22 protein-coding genes and 1 tRNA gene are annotated in these 22,416 nt (G+C 33.7%); 16 read left to right on the top strand and 7 right to left on the bottom strand.

Annotation, left to right across the window (positions count from 1 at the left end; all coding sequences use genetic code 11):
• The first annotated feature begins 11 nt into the window (after positions 1–11).
• Entirely contained in the window at positions 12–1,280 is a 1,269-nt protein-coding gene (locus LG45_RS05395) for an MFS transporter (RefSeq protein ID WP_035125116.1), read from the top strand.
• On the opposite strand, the gene LG45_RS05390 is transcribed toward LG45_RS05395, so the two are convergent.
• The gene (locus tag LG45_RS05390; protein ID WP_035125113.1) at positions 1,277–2,026 is read right to left on the bottom strand and encodes a UDP-2,3-diacylglucosamine diphosphatase; all 750 of its coding nucleotides are present in this window, start codon (positions 2,024–2,026) and stop codon (positions 1,277–1,279) included. The two genes, LG45_RS05395 and LG45_RS05390, sit on opposite strands and share 4 nt — an antisense overlap.
• Positions 2,027–2,386: 360 nt before the next feature.
• Entirely contained in the window at positions 2,387–2,836 is a 450-nt protein-coding gene (locus tag LG45_RS05385) for a 6-pyruvoyl trahydropterin synthase family protein (RefSeq protein WP_035125110.1), read from the bottom strand.
• A 181-nt stretch (positions 2,837–3,017) separates the two neighbouring features.
• Here LG45_RS05385 and LG45_RS05380 point away from each other — a divergent pair.
• Positions 3,018–3,091: transfer RNA gene (locus tag LG45_RS05380), tRNA-Ala, on the top strand.
• Positions 3,092–3,128: 37 nt separating this feature from the next.
• Entirely contained in the window at positions 3,129–3,377 is a 249-nt protein-coding gene (locus LG45_RS05375) for a GIY-YIG nuclease family protein (protein ID WP_035125108.1), read from the top strand.
• 1 nt (position 3,378) lies between these two features.
• On the opposite strand, the gene LG45_RS05370 is transcribed toward LG45_RS05375, so the two are convergent.
• Positions 3,379–3,951, bottom strand: coding sequence for a DUF3109 family protein (locus LG45_RS05370; RefSeq protein ID WP_035125105.1), 573 nt, complete (start codon positions 3,949–3,951; stop codon positions 3,379–3,381).
• A gap of 143 nt (positions 3,952–4,094) precedes the next feature.
• On the opposite strand from LG45_RS05370, the gene LG45_RS05365 reads away from it, so the two are divergent.
• Genes LG45_RS05365 through LG45_RS05355 form a run of 3 tightly spaced genes read left to right on the top strand, consistent with a single transcriptional unit; the run spans position 4,095 to position 5,522 of the window.
• Positions 4,095–4,673 (top strand): MarC family protein, encoded by a 579-nt coding sequence (locus LG45_RS05365; protein WP_035125102.1) that lies wholly within the window; start codon positions 4,095–4,097, stop codon positions 4,671–4,673.
• A 36-nt stretch (positions 4,674–4,709) separates the two neighbouring features.
• Positions 4,710–4,910 carry a hypothetical protein gene (locus tag LG45_RS05360; RefSeq protein WP_035125099.1) on the top strand — a complete coding sequence of 67 codons (201 nt, stop codon included), beginning with the start codon at positions 4,710–4,712 and terminating at the stop codon, positions 4,908–4,910.
• A 3-nt stretch (positions 4,911–4,913) separates the two neighbouring features.
• Entirely contained in the window at positions 4,914–5,522 is a 609-nt protein-coding gene (locus LG45_RS05355) for an FAD-dependent oxidoreductase (protein ID WP_035125096.1), read from the top strand.
• 2 nt (positions 5,523–5,524) lie between these two features.
• Here LG45_RS05355 and LG45_RS05350 read toward each other — a convergent pair whose 3' ends face one another.
• The 3 genes from LG45_RS05350 to LG45_RS05340 all read right to left on the bottom strand — a co-directional run bounded on the left by LG45_RS05350 (position 5,525) and on the right by LG45_RS05340 (position 8,442).
• A complete protein-coding gene (locus LG45_RS05350; protein WP_035125093.1) occupies positions 5,525–7,099 on the bottom strand; it encodes a S41 family peptidase in 1,575 nt (524 codons plus the stop codon).
• An 84-nt stretch (positions 7,100–7,183) separates the two neighbouring features.
• Positions 7,184–7,612, bottom strand: a complete 429-nt coding sequence (locus tag LG45_RS05345; RefSeq protein WP_035125090.1) for a deoxycytidylate deaminase — start codon at positions 7,610–7,612, stop codon at positions 7,184–7,186.
• Positions 7,613–7,848: 236 nt separating this feature from the next.
• On the bottom strand, positions 7,849–8,442 hold the full coding sequence (locus tag LG45_RS05340) for a HupE/UreJ family protein (RefSeq protein WP_035125088.1): 594 nt from the start codon (positions 8,440–8,442) through the stop codon (positions 7,849–7,851).
• A gap of 166 nt (positions 8,443–8,608) precedes the next feature.
• On the opposite strand from LG45_RS05340, the gene LG45_RS05335 reads away from it, so the two are divergent.
• Positions 8,609–9,040, top strand: coding sequence for a tellurite resistance TerB family protein (locus LG45_RS05335; protein WP_035125085.1), 432 nt, complete (start codon positions 8,609–8,611; stop codon positions 9,038–9,040).
• Between the two features lie 52 nt (positions 9,041–9,092).
• Here LG45_RS05335 and fbp read toward each other — a convergent pair whose 3' ends face one another.
• Positions 9,093–10,100 carry a class 1 fructose-bisphosphatase gene (gene fbp, locus LG45_RS05330; RefSeq protein WP_035125082.1) on the bottom strand — a complete coding sequence of 336 codons (1,008 nt, stop codon included), beginning with the start codon at positions 10,098–10,100 and terminating at the stop codon, positions 9,093–9,095.
• Positions 10,101–10,222: 122 nt separating this feature from the next.
• On the opposite strand from fbp, the gene LG45_RS05325 reads away from it, so the two are divergent.
• The 9 genes from LG45_RS05325 to LG45_RS05285 all read left to right on the top strand — a co-directional run bounded on the left by LG45_RS05325 (position 10,223) and on the right by LG45_RS05285 (position 22,398).
• Positions 10,223–11,080 (top strand): M48 family metalloprotease, encoded by an 858-nt coding sequence (locus LG45_RS05325; protein ID WP_035125079.1) that lies wholly within the window; start codon positions 10,223–10,225, stop codon positions 11,078–11,080.
• A 90-nt stretch (positions 11,081–11,170) separates the two neighbouring features.
• Positions 11,171–11,644: a GNAT family N-acetyltransferase gene (locus tag LG45_RS05320; protein ID WP_035125077.1), complete on the top strand. Its 474-nt coding sequence runs from the start codon at positions 11,171–11,173 to the stop codon at positions 11,642–11,644.
• Between the two features lie 26 nt (positions 11,645–11,670).
• Complete coding sequence (locus LG45_RS05315) at positions 11,671–12,924, top strand: aspartate kinase (RefSeq protein WP_035125064.1); 1,254 nt, start codon at positions 11,671–11,673, stop codon at positions 12,922–12,924.
• A gap of 150 nt (positions 12,925–13,074) precedes the next feature.
• Positions 13,075–16,476 carry a hypothetical protein gene (locus LG45_RS05310; protein WP_035125062.1) on the top strand — a complete coding sequence of 1,134 codons (3,402 nt, stop codon included), beginning with the start codon at positions 13,075–13,077 and terminating at the stop codon, positions 16,474–16,476.
• 218 nt (positions 16,477–16,694) lie between these two features.
• Positions 16,695–17,330, top strand: a complete 636-nt coding sequence (locus LG45_RS05305; protein WP_035125061.1) for a hypothetical protein — start codon at positions 16,695–16,697, stop codon at positions 17,328–17,330.
• Between the two features lie 416 nt (positions 17,331–17,746).
• A complete protein-coding gene (locus tag LG45_RS05300; RefSeq protein ID WP_035125059.1) occupies positions 17,747–18,724 on the top strand; it encodes a ribonucleotide-diphosphate reductase subunit beta in 978 nt (325 codons plus the stop codon).
• 286 nt (positions 18,725–19,010) lie between these two features.
• Entirely contained in the window at positions 19,011–21,464 is a 2,454-nt protein-coding gene (locus LG45_RS05295; RefSeq protein ID WP_035125057.1) for a ribonucleoside-diphosphate reductase subunit alpha, read from the top strand.
• 255 nt (positions 21,465–21,719) lie between these two features.
• The gene (locus tag LG45_RS05290; protein WP_035125055.1) at positions 21,720–21,941 is read left to right on the top strand and encodes a hypothetical protein; all 222 of its coding nucleotides are present in this window, start codon (positions 21,720–21,722) and stop codon (positions 21,939–21,941) included.
• A 7-nt stretch (positions 21,942–21,948) separates the two neighbouring features.
• Positions 21,949–22,398 (top strand): GNAT family N-acetyltransferase, encoded by a 450-nt coding sequence (locus tag LG45_RS05285; protein ID WP_089046965.1) that lies wholly within the window; start codon positions 21,949–21,951, stop codon positions 22,396–22,398.
• Positions 22,399–22,416 lie beyond the last annotated feature (18 nt).

Raw genomic sequence — 22,416 nt, 5'->3', positions numbered from 1 at the left:
AAATAAGTTTTATGAAAAAAAATGATCCGTATGCAGCATTACGATTTAAGGAATTCAATTTCTTTTTATTGATGCGATTTGCAATGGTTTTTGCTTGGTCAATGCAGTTTGTAATTATCGAATGGGAAGTTTATAGCTTGACAAAAGATCCGCTTTCATTAGGAATTATTGGTTTGATGGAAATTATTCCGGCTGTTTCAATGGCGTTATTTGCAGGTCATATTGTAGATCAAAGCGAGAAAAAAAGTCTTTTAATAAAATGCATTTTAGGATTTTCGGTAGTTAGTTTAGGATTATTTTTGATTACCGTTCCGTCCATAACTACGCATCTTTCCTTAAACACAACCTTATATATTATCTACGCTTTGGTTTTCCTTGGCGGATTAGTTCGTTCGTTTATTGGTCCAACCGTTTTCTCACTTTTATCGTTAATCGTTCCTAAAAAAGTATATCCAAATGCTTCTACTTGGAGTAGTTCTGTGTGGCAAATGGGCGCGATGTTTGGCCCAGCTTTAGCCGGATTTTCAATCAGTTTTATGGGAGTTCATTGGTCGATGTGTTTGGTTTTTGGATTTTCATTAATGGCGTTAATTCTACTAACTCAAATTGCAGCAAAACCTATTTTGAACCCAAAAATTGGCGAACCTATATTTCAAAGTTTGAAAGAAGGCGTCAAATTTGTTTTCAAAAATAAAACCATTTTGGGTGCATTATCTTTAGACATGTTTGCCGTTTTATTTGGTGGCGCGATGGCTTTACTTCCAATATTTGCACAAGATATTCTAAAAGTTGGTTCCGAAGGTTTCGGTATTTTACGTGCCGCGCCAGCCGTTGGAGCAATCATCACCATGGTTTTGTCAGCTTACATTTCGTTGAATAAAAAAGCTGGAATAAAATTATTAACCGCAATATTTCTCTTCGGAATTTGCATGATTGTCTTCGGATTATCAGAATATTTTTGGCTATCTGTACTTGCATTATTCCTCAGCGGAATTGTTGATGGCGTTTCGGTTGTAATACGAAATACCATTTTACAATTGCACACACCCGATCACATGCGCGGTCGCGTTTCGTCAGTAAATTCTATTTTTGTGGGTTCTTCTAATGAGCTTGGTGCTTTTGAAAGTGGTGTTACAGCCAAACTTATGGGCGTTGTAAACGCAGTAGTTTTCGGCGGAATTATGACTTTAGTAACCGTTACAACAACTGCAATTGCGCTACCTAATTTTAGAAAATTAGATTTAGAAAAAGACGTTGAAGCGTTGGAGAATGGTGATTAATTGGAATAAGTTTTTAACTCCAATTTCTCTCCATCAAAAACACCATACGTAAAATAACCAATCCAATCACCGAGATTTACGTAATGCGCATTTTCACCAACTTCAAGAATCATAGGTAAATGTCTGTGTCCAAAAACTAAGTAATTGTAATGCTTAGTTTCTAATTTTCGCTTAGAATATTGTACTAACCATTCATTGTCTTCTCCTAAATATTTTACATCTTCGGCACCGGAAATTAATTTGTTTTTTACAGAAAGATATTGCGCTAATTTCACACCAATATCGGGATGCAACCAACGAAAAATCCATTTTGACAATGGGTTGGTGAACACCTTTTTCATGCGTTTATAACCTTTATCGCCTGGACCTTTTCCGTCGCCATGACCAATTAAGAAGGTTTTATTATTGAAAGTGAATTCTTTGTTGTCGTGATAGACTGGAATATTCAATTCTTTTTCGAAATAATCGTTCATCCATAAATCGTGGTTTCCTACGAAGAAATAAATTGGAATTCCGCTATCTCTAATTTCGGCTAATTTCCCTAAAACTCTAACAAATCCTTTTGGAACAACCGTTTTATATTCGAACCAAAAATCGAATAAATCACCAAGAAGAAAAATGGCTTCGGCATCTTTTTTCACTTCATCAAGCCAAGCCACAAATTTTTGCTCACGCGGAAAACTAGCTTCTGGAGTTGGAGCACCAAAATGTTGGTCGGAAGCGAAATAGATTTTTTTGTTTGACATTTGGTAAAAATAGTGATTTTTTGGGAAGAGAGAAAAAAGAGAATACAATATAGAGTAAAGAAAATAGATTTTTGATTGTCCTAACTTTTATATTTTGTCATTTCGAGTAACTAGAAGTCGCATTTCGCTAGTAACTTATGTGATTTCTCGCCCGAAACTTCGGGATCAAAATGACAAAAATGGATGGAATTCTTAATTTATACTTCTCAAAAAATGATTGCCCAAAAGTTTATAAATATTCAACACACATCAATAGATAGCCCGGATTGTCGAGAAAATACAAGCTTTTTCTGCTTGTATTGTAACAAAAGCCGGAAAGACATTTACTGAAATATCCCGAGCCATTCGCTACTAAAAATTTTAATTATCAGAAGCATACCATTCGGCAAAAGAGCTTTCAGTTTCTTGCAATTTTAAGGAATGTAATTGAATATCGTTGGGTAATCTATCTTGGATTTTCTTGGCAAAATCAATTACCATATTTTCGCTAGTTGGTTGATAATCGACTAAAATAACATGATGCCCACGATTTTTTAATTCTTGAGCCAACTCTACATGTGGTGTGTTTTTATTGAAAACCGTGGCGTGATCGAATAGATCTACAATTTCTTCGCGGACAATTTTCTTTAAATCTGTAAAATCGATTACCATTCCGAATTTCACATTGGAATTGTCTGTAATTGGCGTTCCGATAACGGTTACCGATAGTTTATAACTGTGTCCGTGAACATTTTTACATTTTCCGTCGTAGCCATAAAGTGCATGACCTGTTTCAAATGAAAACTGCTTTGTAATTCTGATTTTACTCATGATATAATTTTAAGCAAAATTAATAAAAATTAAGGAGTAAAAGACGATGTAGAAACAAAGTAATTTTTTTGAAGATTTTTAAATAATAATTGTACTTTTGAAAAAAAATTGGGGGATTAGCTCATTTGGCTAGAGCGTCCCGATGAAAAATCGGGAAGGCGACCAATTCAATAATAAACTTGGGGGATTAGCTCATTTGGCTAGAGCGCTTGCCTGGCAGGCAAGAGGTAACCGGTTCGACTCCGGTATTCTCCACAAAACACTCAAATTTGGGTGTTTTTTATTTATAATTATGTTTTATATTTATATAATATTCTCAAAATCACTTAATAAATATTATGTAGGATCTTGTCAAGATATTGAAAAAAGACTTGAAGATCATTTAAATAGTAGAAGTAAATTTACAAAAACTGCTAAAGATTGGGAATTAAAATATTCCGAAGAATATAATACCAGAAGTGAAGCCTACCAACGAGAAATGAAAATTAAAAAAATGAAGAGTAGAATTTATATTGAAAAATTAATAAATAATCAAGAATAAATTACTTCCCACTTTTTAAGTCCTCAGCTACTTTTTCTAATTCCATATACCAGTCTTCGCCAAATTTTCTAATTAAGGCTTCTTTGACGAATTTATAAACAGGCACTTGAAGTTCTTTTCCAAGTGAACAAGCATCGTCACAAATATCCCATTTATCATAATTTACTGCTGCAAACTCGGTAAAATCTTTTACACGAATTGGGTATAAATGACACGAAACCGGTTTTTTCCAAGAAATAATTCCTTGATTATAGGCTTGTTCGATTCCGCAAAGTGCGGTTTTTCCGTCAAAAATTACGTAAGCACAATCTTTATTGTCTATTAAAGGCGTTTCAAGATCTTGATCGGTTCCTTTCACCCAAGTTCCTAAACGTTCGATGGCTTCAATGCCTTCTTTTCTTAAAAATGGTTTTACTTTAGGATAAATTTCTTCTAGAATTTTAGTTTCTTCTTCGCTCAAAGGCGCGCCAGCATCGCCATCAACACAACATGCGCCGTGACAAGCCGAAAGATTGCAAACGAAATCTTTTTCTAATATATCTTCTGAAACTATGGTTTTTCCTAACTGAAACATTTTTTTATAAGACTAAAATTGAGTGCAAAGATACAACGGATTTTTATGTTTTTATAGTAACCTTTAATTATCTGAAAATTAACGTATTCTTTAGAATTATACCTTTTTTAATATAATACCTTTGCAAAAAATTTGAAAGCGTTATGTTTGGAATGGATATTAAAGAAATAGCTACAATAAGTATGGTACTTTTTGCCGTAATTGATATCGTTGGAACTATTCCGATTGTGGTTGATTTGCGACAAAAATTCGGTCATATTGAATCGGAAAAAGCATCGGTTACTGCTGGAATTATAATGATAGTCTTCCTTTTTGTAGGAGAAGAATTATTGAAATTGATTGGAATTGACGTAAACTCATTTGCAGTAGCAGGTTCGTTTGTGCTATTTTTTCTTGCTTTAGAAATGATTCTCGGAATTAGAATTTATAAGGAAGAAGAAGCAAGTTCGGCTTCGATAGTACCGCTTGCGTTTCCTTTAATTGCAGGTGCTGGAACGATGACTACGTTACTATCACTCCGATCACAATTTGCAGCTGTAAATATTATAATTGCCATAATTTTAAATATAATTTTGGTTTACATTGTTTTGAAATCGTCTTCTAAAATTGAAAAAATGTTAGGTCAAAACGGACTTGGGGTAATTAGAAAAACCTTTGGTGTTGTGCTATTAGCGATTGCTGTTAAATTATTTGCAGCTAATGTTAAAGGATTGTTTGTTTAAACCAATTTTTACTATTTTTGTTTCAAATTACTTATAATGAAAATTTTCACTACCATATTAATTTTCCTAGCTATTGGATTAATTATTTTCAATTTCACATTATTGGATTACAATCATCCATTTGAAGGTGAAAGCGTTGTTGCTTTAGTTGGAATAGCTGCTGCATTCTGTGCAGTATTTATTCTTTTGATCTTCAAAATGTCTAAAAAAATTGAAGATAAATTAAAAAATCAATAGTAAATGTTTGACGTTTTAATTATTGGCGGCGGTGTTTCTGGAGTTTCTTGTGCACTGATTTTAGGTTCGGCTAAGAACAAATTATTTGCTCAAGATAAAAAAATCGGAATCATTACACACCAAAAAACCTCATCGCTTCAAGACGCTTTATTCAATAATGCATACGGAATTCCAGCAGGAAAACTAGGTTCAGAGTTATTGACAGAAAGCATTGAACAACTTCACAATTTATATCCTCATGTTGCACAAATTGAACAAGAGAAAGTTCTAAAAATTGAAGGTGAATTTCCAAAATTTATTGTTGTAACAAATAAAAATTCGTACCAAACTAAAAACATTGTTGTTGGAATTGGCTCTTCGAATATGTTTGCCATTGAAGGTTTGATGCACTTTGTTGAACCACACAAAAAAGCCATCGCCGAAAAACAACGCATTCAATTAAAGAATGATGACCACAAAGTTACCGACGGAATTTATGTAATTGGAACTCTTGCTGGACACAGAAGTCAGCTTGCAATTGCTGCCGGAAGTGGCGCTGCAGTTGCAACAGATATCTTAACGCTTTGGAATAATGGAATTTCGAGTCAAGCTCATGATTCGATTAGAAAATAAATTTACTGTTTTTCTAAAACTTTTTTTATCATTTTATCTTCTTTCAAAACAATTTGATAGTATTCGTCTTCACCAAATAATTGTCGAGAAAATTCTGCTGTTATGTAGCGACTTACAAGAGCTTTGTTTTTGGTCAAACTCATTTCTAAACCTGATTTTGCCAGAAATTTTTCGAATGAATTCACATACAAATCACTGTCTATTTTAGTTAGGAAATGCAAAAAACTCATTCCTTTATACTGATCTCTGTTTTTGTCTAGTTGCTCAAAAACAAATTGACCAACAATACCTGTTTGCAAAATATATTCTAAACTTTCTTCGCCATGCGCAACTTCTAGTGGAACGAAAATATCTGGTGTAATTCCGCCACCGCCATAAACAGTTCTTCCTTTTTTGGTTTTGAATTTTAACGAATCGGCAATTTTTATTTTATCTTTTTCATATAACTCTCCACTTTCAAAACGATCTTCTGATTCTTGATAATATTCTTCCGAATCGCCTTTCACGTAAGGTTTTTGAATTGATCTTCCGCTTGGCGTGTAATATCTTGCGATGGTTAAACGTACTGCCGAACCGTCGTCAAAATTCATTTCGCGTTGTACCAATCCTTTCCCAAAAGAGCGTCGTCCAAAAACTAAACCTCTATCGTTATCTTGAATTGCTCCTGCTAAAATCTCACTTGCAGAAGCCGAATTTTCATCGATTAAAATAGCAACTTTTCCGGTTTCGAAATCACCTTTTTGGGTAGCAAATGTTTTATCAATATTACCTTTTTTGTTTTTTGTGAAGACAATAAGTTCTTTATCTTTTAGTAATTCGTCGGCTACTTCTACAGCCATTTCCATAAATCCGCCACCGTTTTCTCGTAAGTCAATAATCAGTGAATTTACACCTTCTATTTTTAGATTAGATAAAGCTTTTCTAAATTCTTGACCTGTAGTTTCGGCAAAACGATTTATTTTAATGTAACCCGTATTTTTGTTTAACATGATAGCAACATCAACACTTTTTATCGGAATAACATCACGTCTTACTTTTATTTTAAACCTCCTTTTTTCAGATTTTCTGTAGATTGTAAGTGTAACTTCTGAATCTTTTTCGCCTTTTAATTTGCTGTAAAGTATTTCGTTTTTAATTTCTTTACCAAATAATTTAAAATTATCTGCATATAAAATTCGATCGCCTTCTAAAATTCCTGCTCTTTCTGCTGGACCATTTGCGATGGGTTTTATTACTGCAATGGTATCATTATAAGTATAAAAATTTACTCCAATTCCAACGAAGTCACCTTTCATGCTTTCAGCCACAGCAACTTGCTCGGATGACGGAACATAAACCGAATGTGGATCTAAATTTGCCAAAATATTTGTTACAGTTAAATCTACTATTGAATCGGTTTGTACATCGTCAACATATTCATTATCAATAAAATTAATTAGTTTATTGAGTTTAGATTTATAGTCGTTTTTAGATAAAGAAGCTGTTGATGTTGGGAAATTTAGTAATCCACCAATAACAATTCCTATCGCGACACACGAGAAAAAAAGTAACGGAATATATGCTTTATCTATTTTCATTTATTAGTGTAAATAACTAATCAAAAGTACAAACGTTTTTAATGCTAAAACGTTAAACATATGCTATTATTTTTATAAAGGAATTTATTCTAAATCTTCAATTTTATCTACTTCGATTCCGGCTTTTATTAAAAAATCAATGCCCGACATATCTTTATAACCTTCTTTGTAAACGACACGTTTTATTCCTGATTGATGAATTAATTTGCTACATTCTTTGCATGGTGAAAGTGTAATATAAAGAGTTGCATTCTCACATGATTGTGTAGAACGCGCTACTTTTAGTATTGCATTTGCCTCGGCATGAAGCACATACCATTGTGTTAAACCTTCATTATCTTCACAGCAATTTTCAAAACCAGATGGCGTTCCGTTGTAACCATCGGAGATTATCATTCTATCTCTTACAATTATTGCGCCAACTTGTTTTCGTTTGCAATAAGAAAGTTTACTCCATTCGGATGCGATTCTTAAATAAGCTTTATCGTATTTATTTTGTTTTTTTTCTTTCATGTTTTTGTTACAAAGGCGCGTAGGCACAATGTATTTTCTTAAAAATTTTGAACTCTCTTCAAATGGTTTATCATCTAGCCCTGATTACTTCACTTTGCTTTTATTTTCATCGGAGTTCAGTGAACTTCGTTTGCAGAGAAAATCTCGTCTTTTTGGACGAGATTGTAACGGAAAGCAGGAAAATGGATTACAAATATAACTACTGATTCGCTCCTTAAAAAAAGAATTTATAAAAATTATCTTTTCCAGATTGGACTATCGATTATTAACGGAATTACTACGCCAATTACGAATGCAGACATAACTAATGTAAAATCGCGTTTATTGAACCTAAAGAGCGTTTGCACGATGAACGATAGCACTAAAACGGCAAATACAACGATGATTTGCGCGGCTTCTATGCCAAGAGCAAATTCTAATAACGGAACGAGTTTATCTGTAGGTTTTCCTGGTAAAATTTCTTTAAAATAGTTGGAAAAACCAAGTCCGTGGATGATTCCGAAGAATAAAGTTACGGCTCCAACAAAAGTGATACTTTCTTGTTTGGATGATTTTCCGGCTGTGAACAGATTAAAAAATGCTGTTATTAGAATCGTTATTGGGATAAGAAATTCGACAATATTGGCTTGAACTGTTACGATATTAAAAACAGAAAGCATCAAGGCTAATGTGTGCCCAATTGTAAAAATGGTAACTAAAATTAGTATTCTGCTCCAGTCTTTAAAGGCGTAAGGAACGGTTAATGCAATTAAAAATAATACATGGTCATAACCGTGAATATCTAAAACATGGTTAAGACCAATTTTGAAATAAATCCAAAATTCAGACATAGTTTTTTGTTTTTAAAAGTAGAACTTAATAGTTTAAAATAGTTTTGGGATTGTAAACTTACAATTTATTTTGAATTTGGTTTAAAAGAATAACGTAAATTCGACGAAAACATTTTCCTTTTTTGCAGAAATAAAATTATCTTTGCAGAATAAAACCAATATAATTATGTCATTTTCAGATTTATTTGATAGCGAATTTAAAAGTAGAAATAAAGGTCATTTTTCGGCTATTGTTCGTGTTGCCATTGCAGATGGTGATATGAGCAAAGAAGAAAAAGAATTTTTAGATAAACTTGCGGTACGATTAGAAATTTCGGCTGCTGAATATGAAGAAATTCTTGAAAATCCTTTAAAATATCCTATCAATCCACCTTATTTACATGCACAACGTTTAGAGCGTTTGTATGATTTATCTAGAATGGTTTATGTAGATCACATACTTGGGCCAAAACAAAAAGAAATTTTGACAAAGTTTGCTCTTGCACTTGGATTTACTCCAGGAAATGTACCTTTCATTGTTGATAAAGCGTTATCTTTATTGATGTTGAATGTAGATTCTGACACATTTGTTTACGAAATGACGCACATGAATAAATAATTTCATGTTTTACTATAAAAATGAAAAGTCCTGATATTACTCAGGACTTTTTTTATTTGGCAGCTTTCATAAATTCTTCTGCTTTTTCTACCATATTGTAGCTTCCGCAGAAAAACGGAACGCGTTGGTGTAATTCTGTTGGTTCGATTTCCATAATTCGGGTAAATCCATCTGATGCCTTTCCTCCTGCTTGTTCTGCAATAAAAGCCATCGGATTGCATTCGTATAAAAGTCTAAGTTTACCATTCGGTGCCTTGGAACTTGTTGGATAAATATAAATTCCGCCTTTAATCATATTTCTATGAATGTCAGAAACTAAACTTCCAATATACCTTGAAGTATACGGACGATCGCCTTCTTCCAACTGGCAATATTTGATGTAATCTTTTACACCTTGCGGAAAATGAACATAATTTCCTTCGTTTATAGAATAAATATTTCCATCCTTAGAAAATTGCATGTTTGGATGTGAAAGATAAAAAGTTCCGATAGCTGGATTTAATGTAAAACCATTCACACCATGACCAGTTGTATAAACCAACATAGTTGATGTTCCATAAATTACATAACCAGCAGCAACTTGATTGACTCCTTTTTGAAGAAAATCTTCGCTTTGAACTGGAGTTCCAATTGGTGTAACACGTCTAAAAACCGAGAAAATTGTTCCTACAGAAACATTCACATCAATATTAGAAGAACCATCCAACGGATCCATTAGTACAACGTACTTATTATTATGATTTTCGTCAGAACCTGCAACAGTAATAAATTCATCGTTTTCTTCCGATGCAATTCCGCAAACAATTTCTCTATTAATCAAGGTTTGAATAAAAACTTCATTAGCATAGACATCAAGCTTTTGTTGGTCTTCACCTTGAATATTTTGTTCTCCTGCAGCACCAACAATATCAACTAGTCCAGCTTTATTTACTTTGTAATTAACAACTTTTGCAGCAAGTCGAATGGAGTTAATAATTCTTGATAATTCACCCGAAGAATATTGAAAGGCATTTTGGTTTTCAATGATAAATTCACCTAAAGTAGTATTGCGTGTTTCCATTAACGAAATCGTTGTAGTTATTTGTGCAAATATCGTATTTTTTCTTAAAAAATGAGTACTTTGTACTACAAGTTTTTAATTTAAGTTGCATTATCTTTGTCCCTAAATTTAATATTAAAATCATGAAATTAAAGTTTAAATCTATAGTGTTTTGTTTGTCAATAATTGGATTTTCTACTTCTAATGCACAAATAAATTTAGGAGAAAAAGCACTTGGTGCATTACAAAGTGGCGTGGCAAGTTTTACATTTTCTAATGAAGATGCGGCAAAATTATCAAAAGAAGCCGTTAGAAAAATGGATTCTACTAATGTTGTTGCTGGAGCAAAAGACGGTTATACATTACGTTTAAATAGGATTTTTGGTAAACACGCAAGTGAAAACGGATTGGCATTAAACTACAAAGTTTATTTAACTAAAGATATCAATGCCTTTGCAACTGCGGACGGAAGTGTTAGAGTTTACTCGGGTTTAATGGACATTATGGACGACAATCAATTGCTTGCCGTAATTGGTCACGAAATTGGTCACGTAGCTAACGAAGATACTAAAGACGGCATGAAAGCTGCTTTAAGAAAAGACGCTTTAATTGGAGCTGTTTCTTCTCAATCTGATAAAGTTGCTAAACTTACTGACAGCCAATTAGGTCAATTAGGAAGCGCGATGATAGATAGCAAACACAGCAGAAAACAAGAAACAGAAGCTGATACTTTTTCGTATAATTTTATGAAAAAACATGGTTATGATGTGAATGCAGTAGAATCGGCATTTGCGCTTTTAGCATCTCAAAGTGGCGGAACTTCAGCCGATTTTTTAACACAAATGATGAGTTCGCATCCTGATCCAAAAGATAGAGCTGAAAATGCTAAAAAAAGAGCTGTAAAAGATGGGTTATACAAACCTTATGTTCAAAAAATAATCAACAATAAAGCTGTAACTAAAGCTCCTGTGAAGAAAAAAGTGGTGAAAAAGAAAAAATAAAATTATTAAAATTCAGATAATAAAAATTCCAAATTCCAATGTTGCAGTTAGAATTTGGAATTTGTATTTTTGGACAATACTTTACATACTATGATTATAAGAAAAGGTACACCAACCGACATGCCTGCAGTTTTAAATCTGATAAAAGAATTAGCAATTTTCGAAAAAGAACCAAATGCAGTTGTAATAACAGTTGATGATTTACTTCGTGACGGTTTTGGAGAATCACCTTTGTTTCATACATTTGTAGCAGAAGTTGACAATCAAATTATTGGTACTGCACTTTATTATTACCGATATTCTACCTGGAAAGGAAGAACAATTCACCTAGAAGATTTAATTGTACAAGAGGACAAACGTGGTTCTGGTGCAGGTTTTGCGCTTTACAGCGAAATTATCCGTCAAGGAAAACGTGACAATGTAAGAAGAATTGAATGGAATGTACTCGACTGGAATACTCCAGCAATTGAGTTTTATGAAAAAAGTGGTGCAAAAATCCTAAATGATTGGTTAGTCGCTCAAATGGATGAAAACGGAATTAATAATTTCGTAGAGAATACTTAATACTAAAGTCTTAATACTAACAAATAATGAAAATCTTTAAATTTGGTGGCGCATCAGTAAAAGATGCCGATGGTGTAAAAAATGTGTATGACGTTTTGCAAAAAGTAGGTAGTGAAGATGTATTGGTAGTGATTTCTGCAATGGGAAAAACTACGAATGCTTTAGAAATCGTTATAAAGAACTACTTTGACAAATCTAACGAATTTCATGCATCCTTGCAAGAAGTTCGAAAATACCATAACCAAATTTTATTAGAACTTTTTGACGATGAAGAGCATGATGTATTCTTTGCCGTGAACAGTCATTTCGCCGATTTAGAATATTTTTTACGTAGTAATAAATCGCCCAATTACAACTTTGTTTACGACCAAGTAATTAGTTTTGGAGAGATTGTTTCTACCACAATTGTGAGTCATTATTTCAATCACCAAGGTTTAAAAAACAACTGGCTAGACGTTAGAAATTTCATCAAAACCGATGCTACTTACCGTGATGCAAATGTCGATTGGGATCAAACTCAGAAATTGATTTCAAAAGGAGTTAAGAAAAAAACACTGAATATTACTCAAGGATTTTTAGGCTCTGATGAAAATAATTTTACAACTACTTTAGGTCGCGAAGGTTCGGATTACACTGCTGCAATTTTTGCCTATTGTTTAAGTGCCGAAAGCGTAACGATTTGGAAAGACGTTCCCGGAGTGATGAATGCCGATCCAAGATATTTCGAAAACGCGATTCTTCTAAATCAAATTTCATATCGTGAAGCCATCGAATTAGCGTTTTATGGCGCCACTGTAATTCACCCAAAAACCTTACAACCGTTACAGAAAAAAGAAATTCCGCTTTTTGTAAAATCCTTTATTAATCCTTTGTTACCAGGAACTTCGGTTTCTAAAGGCGAAGATTTAGATCCAAAAACTTCTTGTTTTATTATCAAGAAAAACCAATTGTTGATTTCGCTTTCTGCAATTGATTTCTCTTTCATCATGGAAGAAAACATCAGTGAAATTTTTGGTTTATTACATAAATACAAAATCAAAGTAAGTTTGATTCAAAATACAGCCATTAGTTTTTCTATTTGTATCGAAGATAAATTTGGAAATTTTAACGAATTAAAAACCATTTTGTCAAAGAAATTCAAAGTTTCTTACAACGAAAATGTATCGCTTTACACAATTCGCCACTTCACAAAAGAAGCATCAGAAATGGTAGAGAAAGACAAAGAAGTATTGTTGAAACAAATTTCTAGAGAAACATTGCAGATTGTGACTAAGGAGTAAAAATTAGTACTATCTAAAAACTTACCGCAATTTTGTCATTCCGAAGGAATCTCATCGAAATTACCTACAACTTGGCAAAATTGCGTTACAATTCCATCATTTTTTTCCAATTATAAATACTACTTTTGACATTTAAGAGTTATACTATTTATGTTGAAAAAGAGTTTTTTATGGATGTTGCTGTTCTGTTTTTCGAGCCTTTTTGCTCAAGAAATAGAAACGCCATACAAAAACAAAAAAGTTACTTTTTCCAAAGATACCATTACACTCGATAAAGTCAGCATCAATAAGTCATTTTTCAAAATCCTAAATTCAGAAGGAAACGAAATCGATTCGTCCTATTATAAAGTCGATTTTCAAACTGCAAAATTAATTTTCAAAAACGACTATGTTTCGCAAGATTCACTTACAGTTCGATATTTAAAATTTCCCGAATTTCTTACTAAAACCTATTCCATTTATGATGAAAATAGAGTGGTTCCAAACGAAGCCGGAAATTTATACTCCGTAAAAAGAGACAATCTCAAAACCTTCAAACCCTTCGACGGATTGAACACTTCAGGAAGTATCACACGTGGAATTACTGTTGGAAACAATCAAAATTCAACCGTAAATTCCAATCTCGATTTGCAAATTACAGGTAAAATTTCAGATAAAATCTCACTTCGAGCTTCCATTCAAGACAGCAATATTCCGCTGCAAGATGGAGGATATTCGCAAACCTTAGACGAGTTTGATCAAATATTTATCGAATTATTCACCGATAAATGGAACATTCGAGCAGGCGATTTATTTCTTGAAAACCGACAGTCTAAGTTTTTAAATTTCAATAAAAAAGTTCAAGGCTTATCTACACGTTTCAGCTTTGGAACTCCAGAAAATAAAACCGAAGTTTTTGCTTCCGGCGCGGTTGTTCGTGGTCAATACGCGCGAAGTAATTTCACAGGTCAAGAAGGAAATCAAGGTCCGTATAAACTTCGTGGCAATAATGGTGAGTTGTACGTGCTAGTGATTTCGGGTTCAGAACGTGTTTTTGTAAACGGAATTTTATTAAAACGTGGAGAAAACAACGACTATATTATCGATTACAATGCAGGAGAAATTGTGTTTACATCGCTTTTTCCAATTACTTCGGAAATGCGAATCGTAATCGAATACCAATATTCAGATAGAAACTTCACCCGATTTGTAGCTTATGGTGGCGCAACCCACGAAACCGAAAAATGGTCTATTGGCGGATTTTTATATTCGGAAAATGATGTAAAAAACCAACCTTTGCAACAAAATTTATCAACAGAACAAGTTGCCATTCTTCAAAATGCTGGTGATGATGTTACGCAAATGAATGCGCCTTCAGCTTATGAAGATGCCTATTCAGAAAATAAAATTCTCTACCGTAAAATAACTATTGGCGGCATCGAAGTTTTTGAATATTCCAATGACCAAACCGAAACCTTATTTAATGTACGATTCTCCTTAGTTGGAAACAATTTAGGAAATTACATATTGGCAAATAACAACGCCATCGGTAAAATTTATGAATATGTCGCTCCAATTGCCGGAGTTCCGCAAGGAAACTACGAGCCAATTACACGTTTAATTGCGCCAACAAAAATTCAGATTGCAACCATTTTAGGAAAATACAATCCATCTGAAAAGACTTTCGTCGATTTCGAATTGGGTTTAAGCAACAACGATTTAAACTTATATTCCACAATTGACGATGATAACAACAAAGGAATTGCCACAAAAATCAATGCCAAACAACGCTTGTTTTCAGGTAAATTCGAGATTGATGCGTTCGCAAACTTCCAATTAGTTCAAGAAAATTTCAAAACAATAGAACGATTATTCAATATAGAATTCAATCGCGATTGGAATTTAACTACGTTTTCGGGGAATCAAAGTTTGTTAATTACCGGTTTAAATTTCGATTTTAAAGAAAAAGGAACTGCCAAATACCAGTTGGAAAAATTAGACTTCTCCGATTCCTTTTCGGGAACTCGCCATATTGTTCAAGGAATATTCAAACATAAAAATGTCACTATCCAACAAAACAGCAGTTATTTAAAAAGTTCTGGAGACATTTCAAACACTACGTTTCTTCGCAATCAAACTCGAGCCAAATACCATTTCAAGAAAAATTGGGTTGGCGGAAGTTTCAATCTCGAAGACAACCAAGAAAAACTAGTTGTTAGCAATCAATTCACTGCCTTAAGTCAGCGATTTTCAGAATATGGCGCCTTTTTAGGTCGAGGTGATAGCACAAAAGTATATGCCGAAATTGGTTATTTGCATAGAATAAATGACAGTTTGCAATTCGGAAATTTACAACGCGTAAACTCTTCCAATTCCTATTATTTAAAGTCGAAATTGATTCAGAATCAAAAAACCAATTTATCACTTTTTGTCAATTACCGCCGATTAATTTTCACCGATGCATCGCGTCCAGCAGAACCATCTTTGAACTCGAGATTGTTATATAACGACAACTTTTTCAACCAGTTAATTCAAACTACAACTGCCTACGAAACCGCATCTGGAACCATCGCACAACAAGAATTCACGTACTTAGAAGTCAATCCGGGTCAGGGCGTTTACATGTGGAACGACTACAACAACAACGGAATTCAAGAGTTACAGGAGTTTGAAATCGCACCATTTCCCGATCAAGCCAAGTATGTTCGTGTGTTTTTACCCAACCAAATTTTCGTAAAAACCCATCAAAATAAGTTCTCACAATCGGTTACATTAAATCCCTCAAAATGGACAAATAACAAAGGATTCACCAAACTCCTATCCTATTTTTACAACCAAACGTCCTTTCTATTAGACCGAAAAATAGAACGCGATTCAGACAATTTCAATCTCAATCCGTTTTCATCGAGTGAGGATAATTTACTTGGGTTAAATACCAATTTTAGAAACAGTTTGTTCTACAATCGAGGTAAACAAAAGCATTCGTTGACCTACACTTTCTTAAAAAGCAAAGTCAAAAATCTGCTTTCTATCGGTTCGCAAGAAAACAGCACGAGTTCCAATCAGTTGCAATATGCGCACTTATTAAAGAAAAGTTGGTTGTTCAATTTAGATACTTCCAGCTCAAAATCGGAAAGTATTTCGGATAATTACGCAACCAGAAATTTCGAATTAGACATTTACACCATCGAGCCAAAAATCTCTTATCTGTTTTCAAACAACAAAAGTTTGTCGCTTTTCTACGAATTCAAAAACAAAGAAAACACCATCAATTTGCAAGAAACTTTAAAACAACAACGCTTCGGATTGTCCTTTAATTATTCAAGTAGCAAAAAATTTACAGCCAACGGCGAATTCTCACTATATAATAATGACTTCACCGGCGACGAACTTTCGCCTGTTGCGTTCCAAATGCTTGAAGGTTTGCAATCGGGCAAAAACAGCACTTGGCGATTGCTTTTGCAAAAAAACCTCACCGAATATTTAGACATCAACATCAATTATCAAGGTCGAAAATCAGACACGAGCGACACCATTCACACTGGAAATGTACAATTACGTGCTTTTTTTTAGGAGCGAATCGTTCGGGCTTTATCAGTAATCCTTATTCCTGCTGCAAGAACTCGCTTCCCGAAAAATCGGGAGAGCTCAAACAATTCTTGCATCAGGGCTAGAAAGTAAATCATTTTATTTTTTGTAGAATGAGTACTACAACTAATTGATTTGGAATGGTATTTGTTGAAATAAATTCATTAATTTTAACTTATAAAATAATTTAAACTGAAATCCCGATGAAGAAATTAATTCTATTATGTTGTGTATTTGTATTCTCAAACACATTCTATGCACAAGAAGTTGCCGACAAAGCAAAAGCTAAAACTGAAAAAGCAGTTGCAGAGAAAAAAGCAAAAGCGGAAAAACTAAAAGCTGAAAAGGCAAAAGCTAAAAAAGATGCCGAAAAAGAAGCTAAAAAAGTAGAGAAAGACGCCAAAGCAAAAACTGCAAAAACTAAAAAACAAACAGAAGAAAAAGCAACAAAACTAAAAAAAGACGGAACGCCAGACAAACGTTTTAAAGACGCAGAAGAAAAAGCAACAAAAGCGAAAGCCGATGCAAAAACTAAAACTGCAAAAGCTACCAAAGACGCAAAAGAAAATGCAGCTTCTGCAACCGGAAAAGCCAAATCAACTGAAGGAAAAGCTAAAGCAACAGCTAATAAAACGACTGCAAAAGTTAAAAAAACAGCTACTGAAGAGAAGGAAGATTTAAAAGAAACGGCTGCTTCAAAAGCTGCTGAGAAAAAAGTTGCCGATAAAGCAACCGGAAAATACAAAGGTAAAAAAGTATTCACTGGACCAAAAGGTGGAAAATACTACATCAATAAAAACGGAAACAAAACCTATATTGATAGAGACGCAGAAGAATAAATTAACTTTATCCAAAATCAATTCGTTTTAAGCACAATTTTTTACGAATTTGATAGTAAAAACGAATAATTTTTAGTGAATTAAACGACATTTTGCACAATTATAAAAAAGCAGTTTTCTACATCAGAAAACTGCTTTTTTTGTTTATCAAAATCACGAAAATAACTTCGAAATAACTTTACGAAAACTTGCCTAAAAATAGTTTTAAAGCCTTATAACTAAGGGTTTTTTGAAAATTTAACGTTTGTAAACAATTGTTAAACAAATAGTTACGAAAAAGTAAAAATTAGTAGTATTCCTACACATTGTTAAAAACTAAAGCCGATTGTCAATAACTTTGACTTTCATTTTCATTTAAAAATTCCAATCTTTGTAACTCTCGAAATAAGTTAAAAATATCTTAAAAAACATACATAATGAGCTTCATAGAACCAATCTTGTCAGAAAATAAAAATCGCTTCGTGATTTTCCCAATCAAACACCACGATATTTGGGAATGGTACAAAAAAATGGAAGCAAGTTTTTGGACTGCAGAAGAAATTGATTTATCGCAAGACTTAAACGATTGGAATAACAAATTGAACAATGATGAGAAATATTTCATCAAACATATTCTTGCTTTTTTTGCAGCTTCTGACGGAATTGTAAACGAAAACCTTGCTGAAAACTTTGTAAATGAAGTACAATATGCTGAAGCAAAGTTCTTTTATGGTTTTCAAATCATGATGGAAAACATTCATAGCGAAACCTATTCGTTATTAATTGATACATATGTTAAGGACGAAGCAGAAAAAGATCAGTTATTTAATGCCTTAGAAGTTTTTCCTGCAATTAAGAAAAAAGCAGATTGGGCTTTAAAATGGATTGAATCAGATTCATTTGCTGAACGTTTAATTGCTTTCGCAGCAGTTGAAGGAATTTTCTTTTCTGGTGCATTTTGTTCTATTTATTGGTTGAAAAAACGTGGATTGATGCCAGGATTAACCTTTTCTAACGAATTAATTTCTCGTGACGAAGGTGTTCATTGTGATTTTGCTGTGCATTTACACAACCACCATTTAGTTAACAAAGTTCCAAAAGAACGCATCAGAACGATTATTGTTGACGCTTTAAATATTGAAAGAGAGTTCATAACAGAATCGCTTCCGGTTTCTTTAATCGGAATGAACGCGACATTAATGACGCAATATTTAGAATTTGTTGCCGATAGACTTTTAGTAGAACTAGGTTGCGACAGAGAATACAATACATCGAACCCATTCGATTTTATGGACATGATTTCACTTCAAGGAAAAACCAATTTCTTTGAGAAAAAAGTGGCCGAATACCAAAAAGCTGGGGTTATGAACACCGATAGCGAAGCACAAAAAATTAGTTTCGACGCCGATTTTTAATTTCTCGCCTTTTTGCCACAAAGACACCAAGGCACGAAGAATAAAATTATTACAAAAGATTACAAGAGAACCCAAACCATTGAAGTGGTCTAGCCCAGATTGCAGCGGCATCCTTTTTTAATTGCCTCCCAAGGCAATTGAAAAAGATATAGCGGAAAGCTGGAAGAGCTTCTAAAAACAAAAAAAGTAAAGTGAAAACTTTGCGACTTAGCGCCTTTGTGGCAAAAAAGATTACAAATAACCCGAAGTAGAGAAGGGATTTTCTAGTTCACAAAAACAAAAAAGTATGTACGTAGTAAAAAGAGATGGCCATAAAGAGCCAGTAATGTTTGACAAAATCACGGATAGAATTAAAAAACTATGTTATGGTTTAAATGATTTAGTTGATGCTGTAAAAGTAGCCATGCGCGTGATTGAAGGATTGTATGATGGCGTTACTACGTCGGAATTGGATAATCTTGCGGCAGAAACTGCGGCTTCAATGACGATTGCTCATCCAGATTATGCTCAATTGGCGGCAAGAATTGCGATTTCGAATTTGCATAAAAATACCAATAAGTCGTTCTCGGAAACTATGAACGAAATGTTTCATTATGTAAATCCAAGAAACGGTCAATCGGCACCACTTTTGTCGGAAGAAGTACATAAAGTTATTCAGGAAAACGCTGAATTTTTAAATTCACACATTATATACAACCGTGATTTCAACTACGATTATTTCGGATTTAAAACACTAGAACGTTCGTATTTATTAAGAATTAACGGTAAAATCGTTGAACGTCCACAACACATGCTAATGCGTGTTTCGGTTGGAATTCACTTAGACGATTTAAAATCGGTTATTGAAACCTACGACTTGATGTCGAAAAAATTCTTTACGCATGCAACGCCAACGCTGTTCAATGCAGGAACTCCAAAACCTCAAATGTCTTCTTGTTTCCTATTGGCAATGCAAGACGACAGTATTGACGGAATTTATGACACGTTGAAACAAACGGCTAAAATTTCGCAATCGGCTGGAGGAATTGGACTTTCTATTCACAACGTTCGTGCAACTGGAAGTTACATTCGTGGAACTAACGGAACTTCAAACGGAATTGTTCCAATGTTGCGTGTTTTCAATGATACTGCAAGATACGTAGATCAAGGTGGTGGAAAACGTAAAGGAAGTTTTGCTATTTATATTGAAACTTGGCATGCTGACATCTTCGAATTCCTAGACTTGAAAAAGAATACCGGAAAAGAAGAAATGCGTGCAAGAGATTTATTCTTCGCGATGTGGACTTCCGATTTATTTATGAAACGCGTACAAGAAAACGGCAATTGGACATTGATGTGTCCGAATGAATGTCCAGGATTGTATGATGTTCACGGTGAAGAATTTGAAGCACTTTATACTTCATACGAAGCGGCTGGAAAAGGAAGAAAAACCATCAAAGCGCACGAATTATGGGAGAAAATTCTGGAATCTCAAATTGAAACTGGAACTCCTTATATGTTGTACAAAGATGCAGCCAACAGAAAATCAAACCAGAAAAATCTTGGAACTATTCGTTCATCGAACTTGTGTACTGAGATTATGGAATTTACATCGAAAGATGAAATTGCAGTTTGTAATTTGGCTTCATTATCGTTACCAATGTTTGTGGAAAACGGAAAGTTCAACCACGATTTGTTGTTTACCGTAACCAAACGCGTAACAAGAAACTTAAATAAAGTAATTGACAGAAATTATTATCCTGTAAAAGAAGGCGAAAATTCTAACAAACGTCACCGTCCAATTGGTCTTGGTGTACAAGGTTTGGCAGATGCATTCATTATGTTGCGTATGCCGTTTACAAGCGACGAAGCGAAAACATTAAACCAGGAAATTTTTGAAACATTATATTTTGCAGCTGTAACCGCATCTATGGAAATGGCTAAAGAAGAAGGTCCGTATTCTAGCTTTGCAGGTTCACCAATTTCGCAAGGAGAATTCCAACACAATCTTTGGAATATTAAAGACGAAGAACTTTCTGGTCGTTGGGATTGGGCAAGTTTACGTAAAGAAGTTATGGAACATGGTGTTAGAAATTCACTTTTGGTGGCGCCAATGCCAACAGCTTCGACTTCTCAGATTTTAGGAAACAACGAAGCATTCGAACCTTATACTTCTAACATTTATACACGTCGCGTGCTTTCAGGAGAATTCATCGTTGTGAACAAACATTTATTAGAAGATTTAGTAAATAGAGGTTTATGGAACGAAGACCTAAAGCAACAATTAATGCGTAACAACGGATCAGTTCAAGACTTGAATATTCCGCAAGATTTGAAAGAATTGTACAAAACCGTTTGGGAAATGTCGATGAAAGATATTATTGACATGAGTCGTCAAAGAGGTTATTTTGTAGATCAATCGCAATCGTTGAACTTGTTCATGCAAGATGCCAATTATTCTAAATTAACGTCGATGCATTTCTATGCTTGGAAAAGCGGCTTGAAAACCGGTATGTATTATTTGAGAACAAAAGCTGCGGTGGATGCCATCAAATTTACATTAAACAATGACAAAAAAGCAGAACCAATTGAAGTAAAAGAGCAACCAACAGTTCAAATAGTTTCTGAACCAATTGCCGAAAAATTACAACCAATCGCAGTTCTAAACGAACCAGTAGAAATGTCTGCTGAGGAATATAGAGCGATGATTGAATTGGCTAAAAATTCTGGTCCGGAGGAATGTGAAATGTGTGGTTCTTAATTTAGAACATAGAGAATAGAATATAGAAACAGTCGTCAAATTTGATGGCTGTTTTTTTATTAGAAGTTATTCCCGCTTTCCATTACAAGATTATTTGTAAAACACTTTTTTTCTAATACAAAAAAGGAGCTTCTATGGTCGCTCTTTTTTGCCAAGAAAAAATAGCGTTTTCCTGCATAATGCTTTCCATTGCAATCACGACTAAAAATCAGAATTTAAATTTCAATTCGTATATTTGAAACAAATTATAACAAAATGTCAAAAGAAAAAGGAGTTTATACAGGAATTATAGAAAAAGACAACGACGGAAATTACTTCTGTGGCGAATATCTATTGGATTATCAATTGGTTGAGAAAAATTTTAAATTAGGAGATGAAATCAATATCAAAACGGTAATTGCAAATCCTAGTGACAAAAGCTACAATCAATATCCTAAAAAATCGAGAGTCTTTTTCTTAGCCAACGATAAAGAATAAAACCACAATGATTACGGTTACAAGAACAACATCTGATAATCCTGATTTTGAAAAACTCGTAATAGAGTTAGACGCTTTTTTGGCAATTCTTGATGGTGAAGATCATGCGTTCTATGCACAATTCAACAAATCGAGTGCATTAAAAAATGCCATTATTGTTTATGAAAACGAAACTGCAGTTGGAATTGGCGCATACAAAGAATACGATTCTGAAACAGTAGAAATGAAAAGAATGTACACTTTACCACAATTTCGAGGAAAAGGAATTGCATCTAAAATTTTATCTGACTTGGAACTTTGGGCAACTGAAGAAAACTACAAAATTGCTGTTCTTGAAACAGGATTTATGCAAAAAGACGCCATTTCATTGTATCAAAAACTAGGTTACGTTATAACCGAAAATTACGGTCAATACATCGGAGTTGAAAATAGCATTTGCATGAAAAAATCACTTTGATTATATCTAAAATTTAAT

Source organism: Flavobacterium aquatile LMG 4008 = ATCC 11947 (assembly GCF_000757385.1).
GTDB classification, from domain to species: Bacteria; Bacteroidota; Bacteroidia; order Flavobacteriales; family Flavobacteriaceae; genus Flavobacterium; species Flavobacterium aquatile.
This window is presented reverse-complemented; position numbering and strand designations above follow the sequence as displayed.

Coding starts and splice junctions, on each gene's coding strand:
- LG45_RS05395 (WP_035125116.1), top strand. CDS start 12: ATGAAAAAAAATGATCCGTATGCAGCATTACGATTTAAGGAATTCAAT.
- LG45_RS05390 (WP_035125113.1), bottom strand. CDS start 2,026: ATGTCAAACAAAAAAATCTATTTCGCTTCCGACCAACATTTTGGTGCT.
- LG45_RS05385 (WP_035125110.1), bottom strand. CDS start 2,836: ATGAGTAAAATCAGAATTACAAAGCAGTTTTCATTTGAAACAGGTCAT.
- LG45_RS05375 (WP_035125108.1), top strand. CDS start 3,129: ATGTTTTATATTTATATAATATTCTCAAAATCACTTAATAAATATTAT.
- LG45_RS05370 (WP_035125105.1), bottom strand. CDS start 3,951: ATGTTTCAGTTAGGAAAAACCATAGTTTCAGAAGATATATTAGAAAAA.
- LG45_RS05365 (WP_035125102.1), top strand. CDS start 4,095: ATGTTTGGAATGGATATTAAAGAAATAGCTACAATAAGTATGGTACTT.
- LG45_RS05360 (WP_035125099.1), top strand. CDS start 4,710: ATGAAAATTTTCACTACCATATTAATTTTCCTAGCTATTGGATTAATT.
- LG45_RS05355 (WP_035125096.1), top strand. CDS start 4,914: ATGTTTGACGTTTTAATTATTGGCGGCGGTGTTTCTGGAGTTTCTTGT.
- LG45_RS05350 (WP_035125093.1), bottom strand. CDS start 7,099: ATGAAAATAGATAAAGCATATATTCCGTTACTTTTTTTCTCGTGTGTC.
- LG45_RS05345 (WP_035125090.1), bottom strand. CDS start 7,612: ATGAAAGAAAAAAAACAAAATAAATACGATAAAGCTTATTTAAGAATC.
- LG45_RS05340 (WP_035125088.1), bottom strand. CDS start 8,442: ATGTCTGAATTTTGGATTTATTTCAAAATTGGTCTTAACCATGTTTTA.
- LG45_RS05335 (WP_035125085.1), top strand. CDS start 8,609: ATGTCATTTTCAGATTTATTTGATAGCGAATTTAAAAGTAGAAATAAA.
- fbp (WP_035125082.1), bottom strand. CDS start 10,100: ATGGAAACACGCAATACTACTTTAGGTGAATTTATCATTGAAAACCAA.
- LG45_RS05325 (WP_035125079.1), top strand. CDS start 10,223: ATGAAATTAAAGTTTAAATCTATAGTGTTTTGTTTGTCAATAATTGGA.
- LG45_RS05320 (WP_035125077.1), top strand. CDS start 11,171: ATGATTATAAGAAAAGGTACACCAACCGACATGCCTGCAGTTTTAAAT.
- LG45_RS05315 (WP_035125064.1), top strand. CDS start 11,671: ATGAAAATCTTTAAATTTGGTGGCGCATCAGTAAAAGATGCCGATGGT.
- LG45_RS05310 (WP_035125062.1), top strand. CDS start 13,075: ATGTTGAAAAAGAGTTTTTTATGGATGTTGCTGTTCTGTTTTTCGAGC.
- LG45_RS05305 (WP_035125061.1), top strand. CDS start 16,695: ATGAAGAAATTAATTCTATTATGTTGTGTATTTGTATTCTCAAACACA.
- LG45_RS05300 (WP_035125059.1), top strand. CDS start 17,747: ATGAGCTTCATAGAACCAATCTTGTCAGAAAATAAAAATCGCTTCGTG.
- LG45_RS05295 (WP_035125057.1), top strand. CDS start 19,011: ATGTACGTAGTAAAAAGAGATGGCCATAAAGAGCCAGTAATGTTTGAC.
- LG45_RS05290 (WP_035125055.1), top strand. CDS start 21,720: ATGTCAAAAGAAAAAGGAGTTTATACAGGAATTATAGAAAAAGACAAC.
- LG45_RS05285 (WP_089046965.1), top strand. CDS start 21,949: ATGATTACGGTTACAAGAACAACATCTGATAATCCTGATTTTGAAAAA.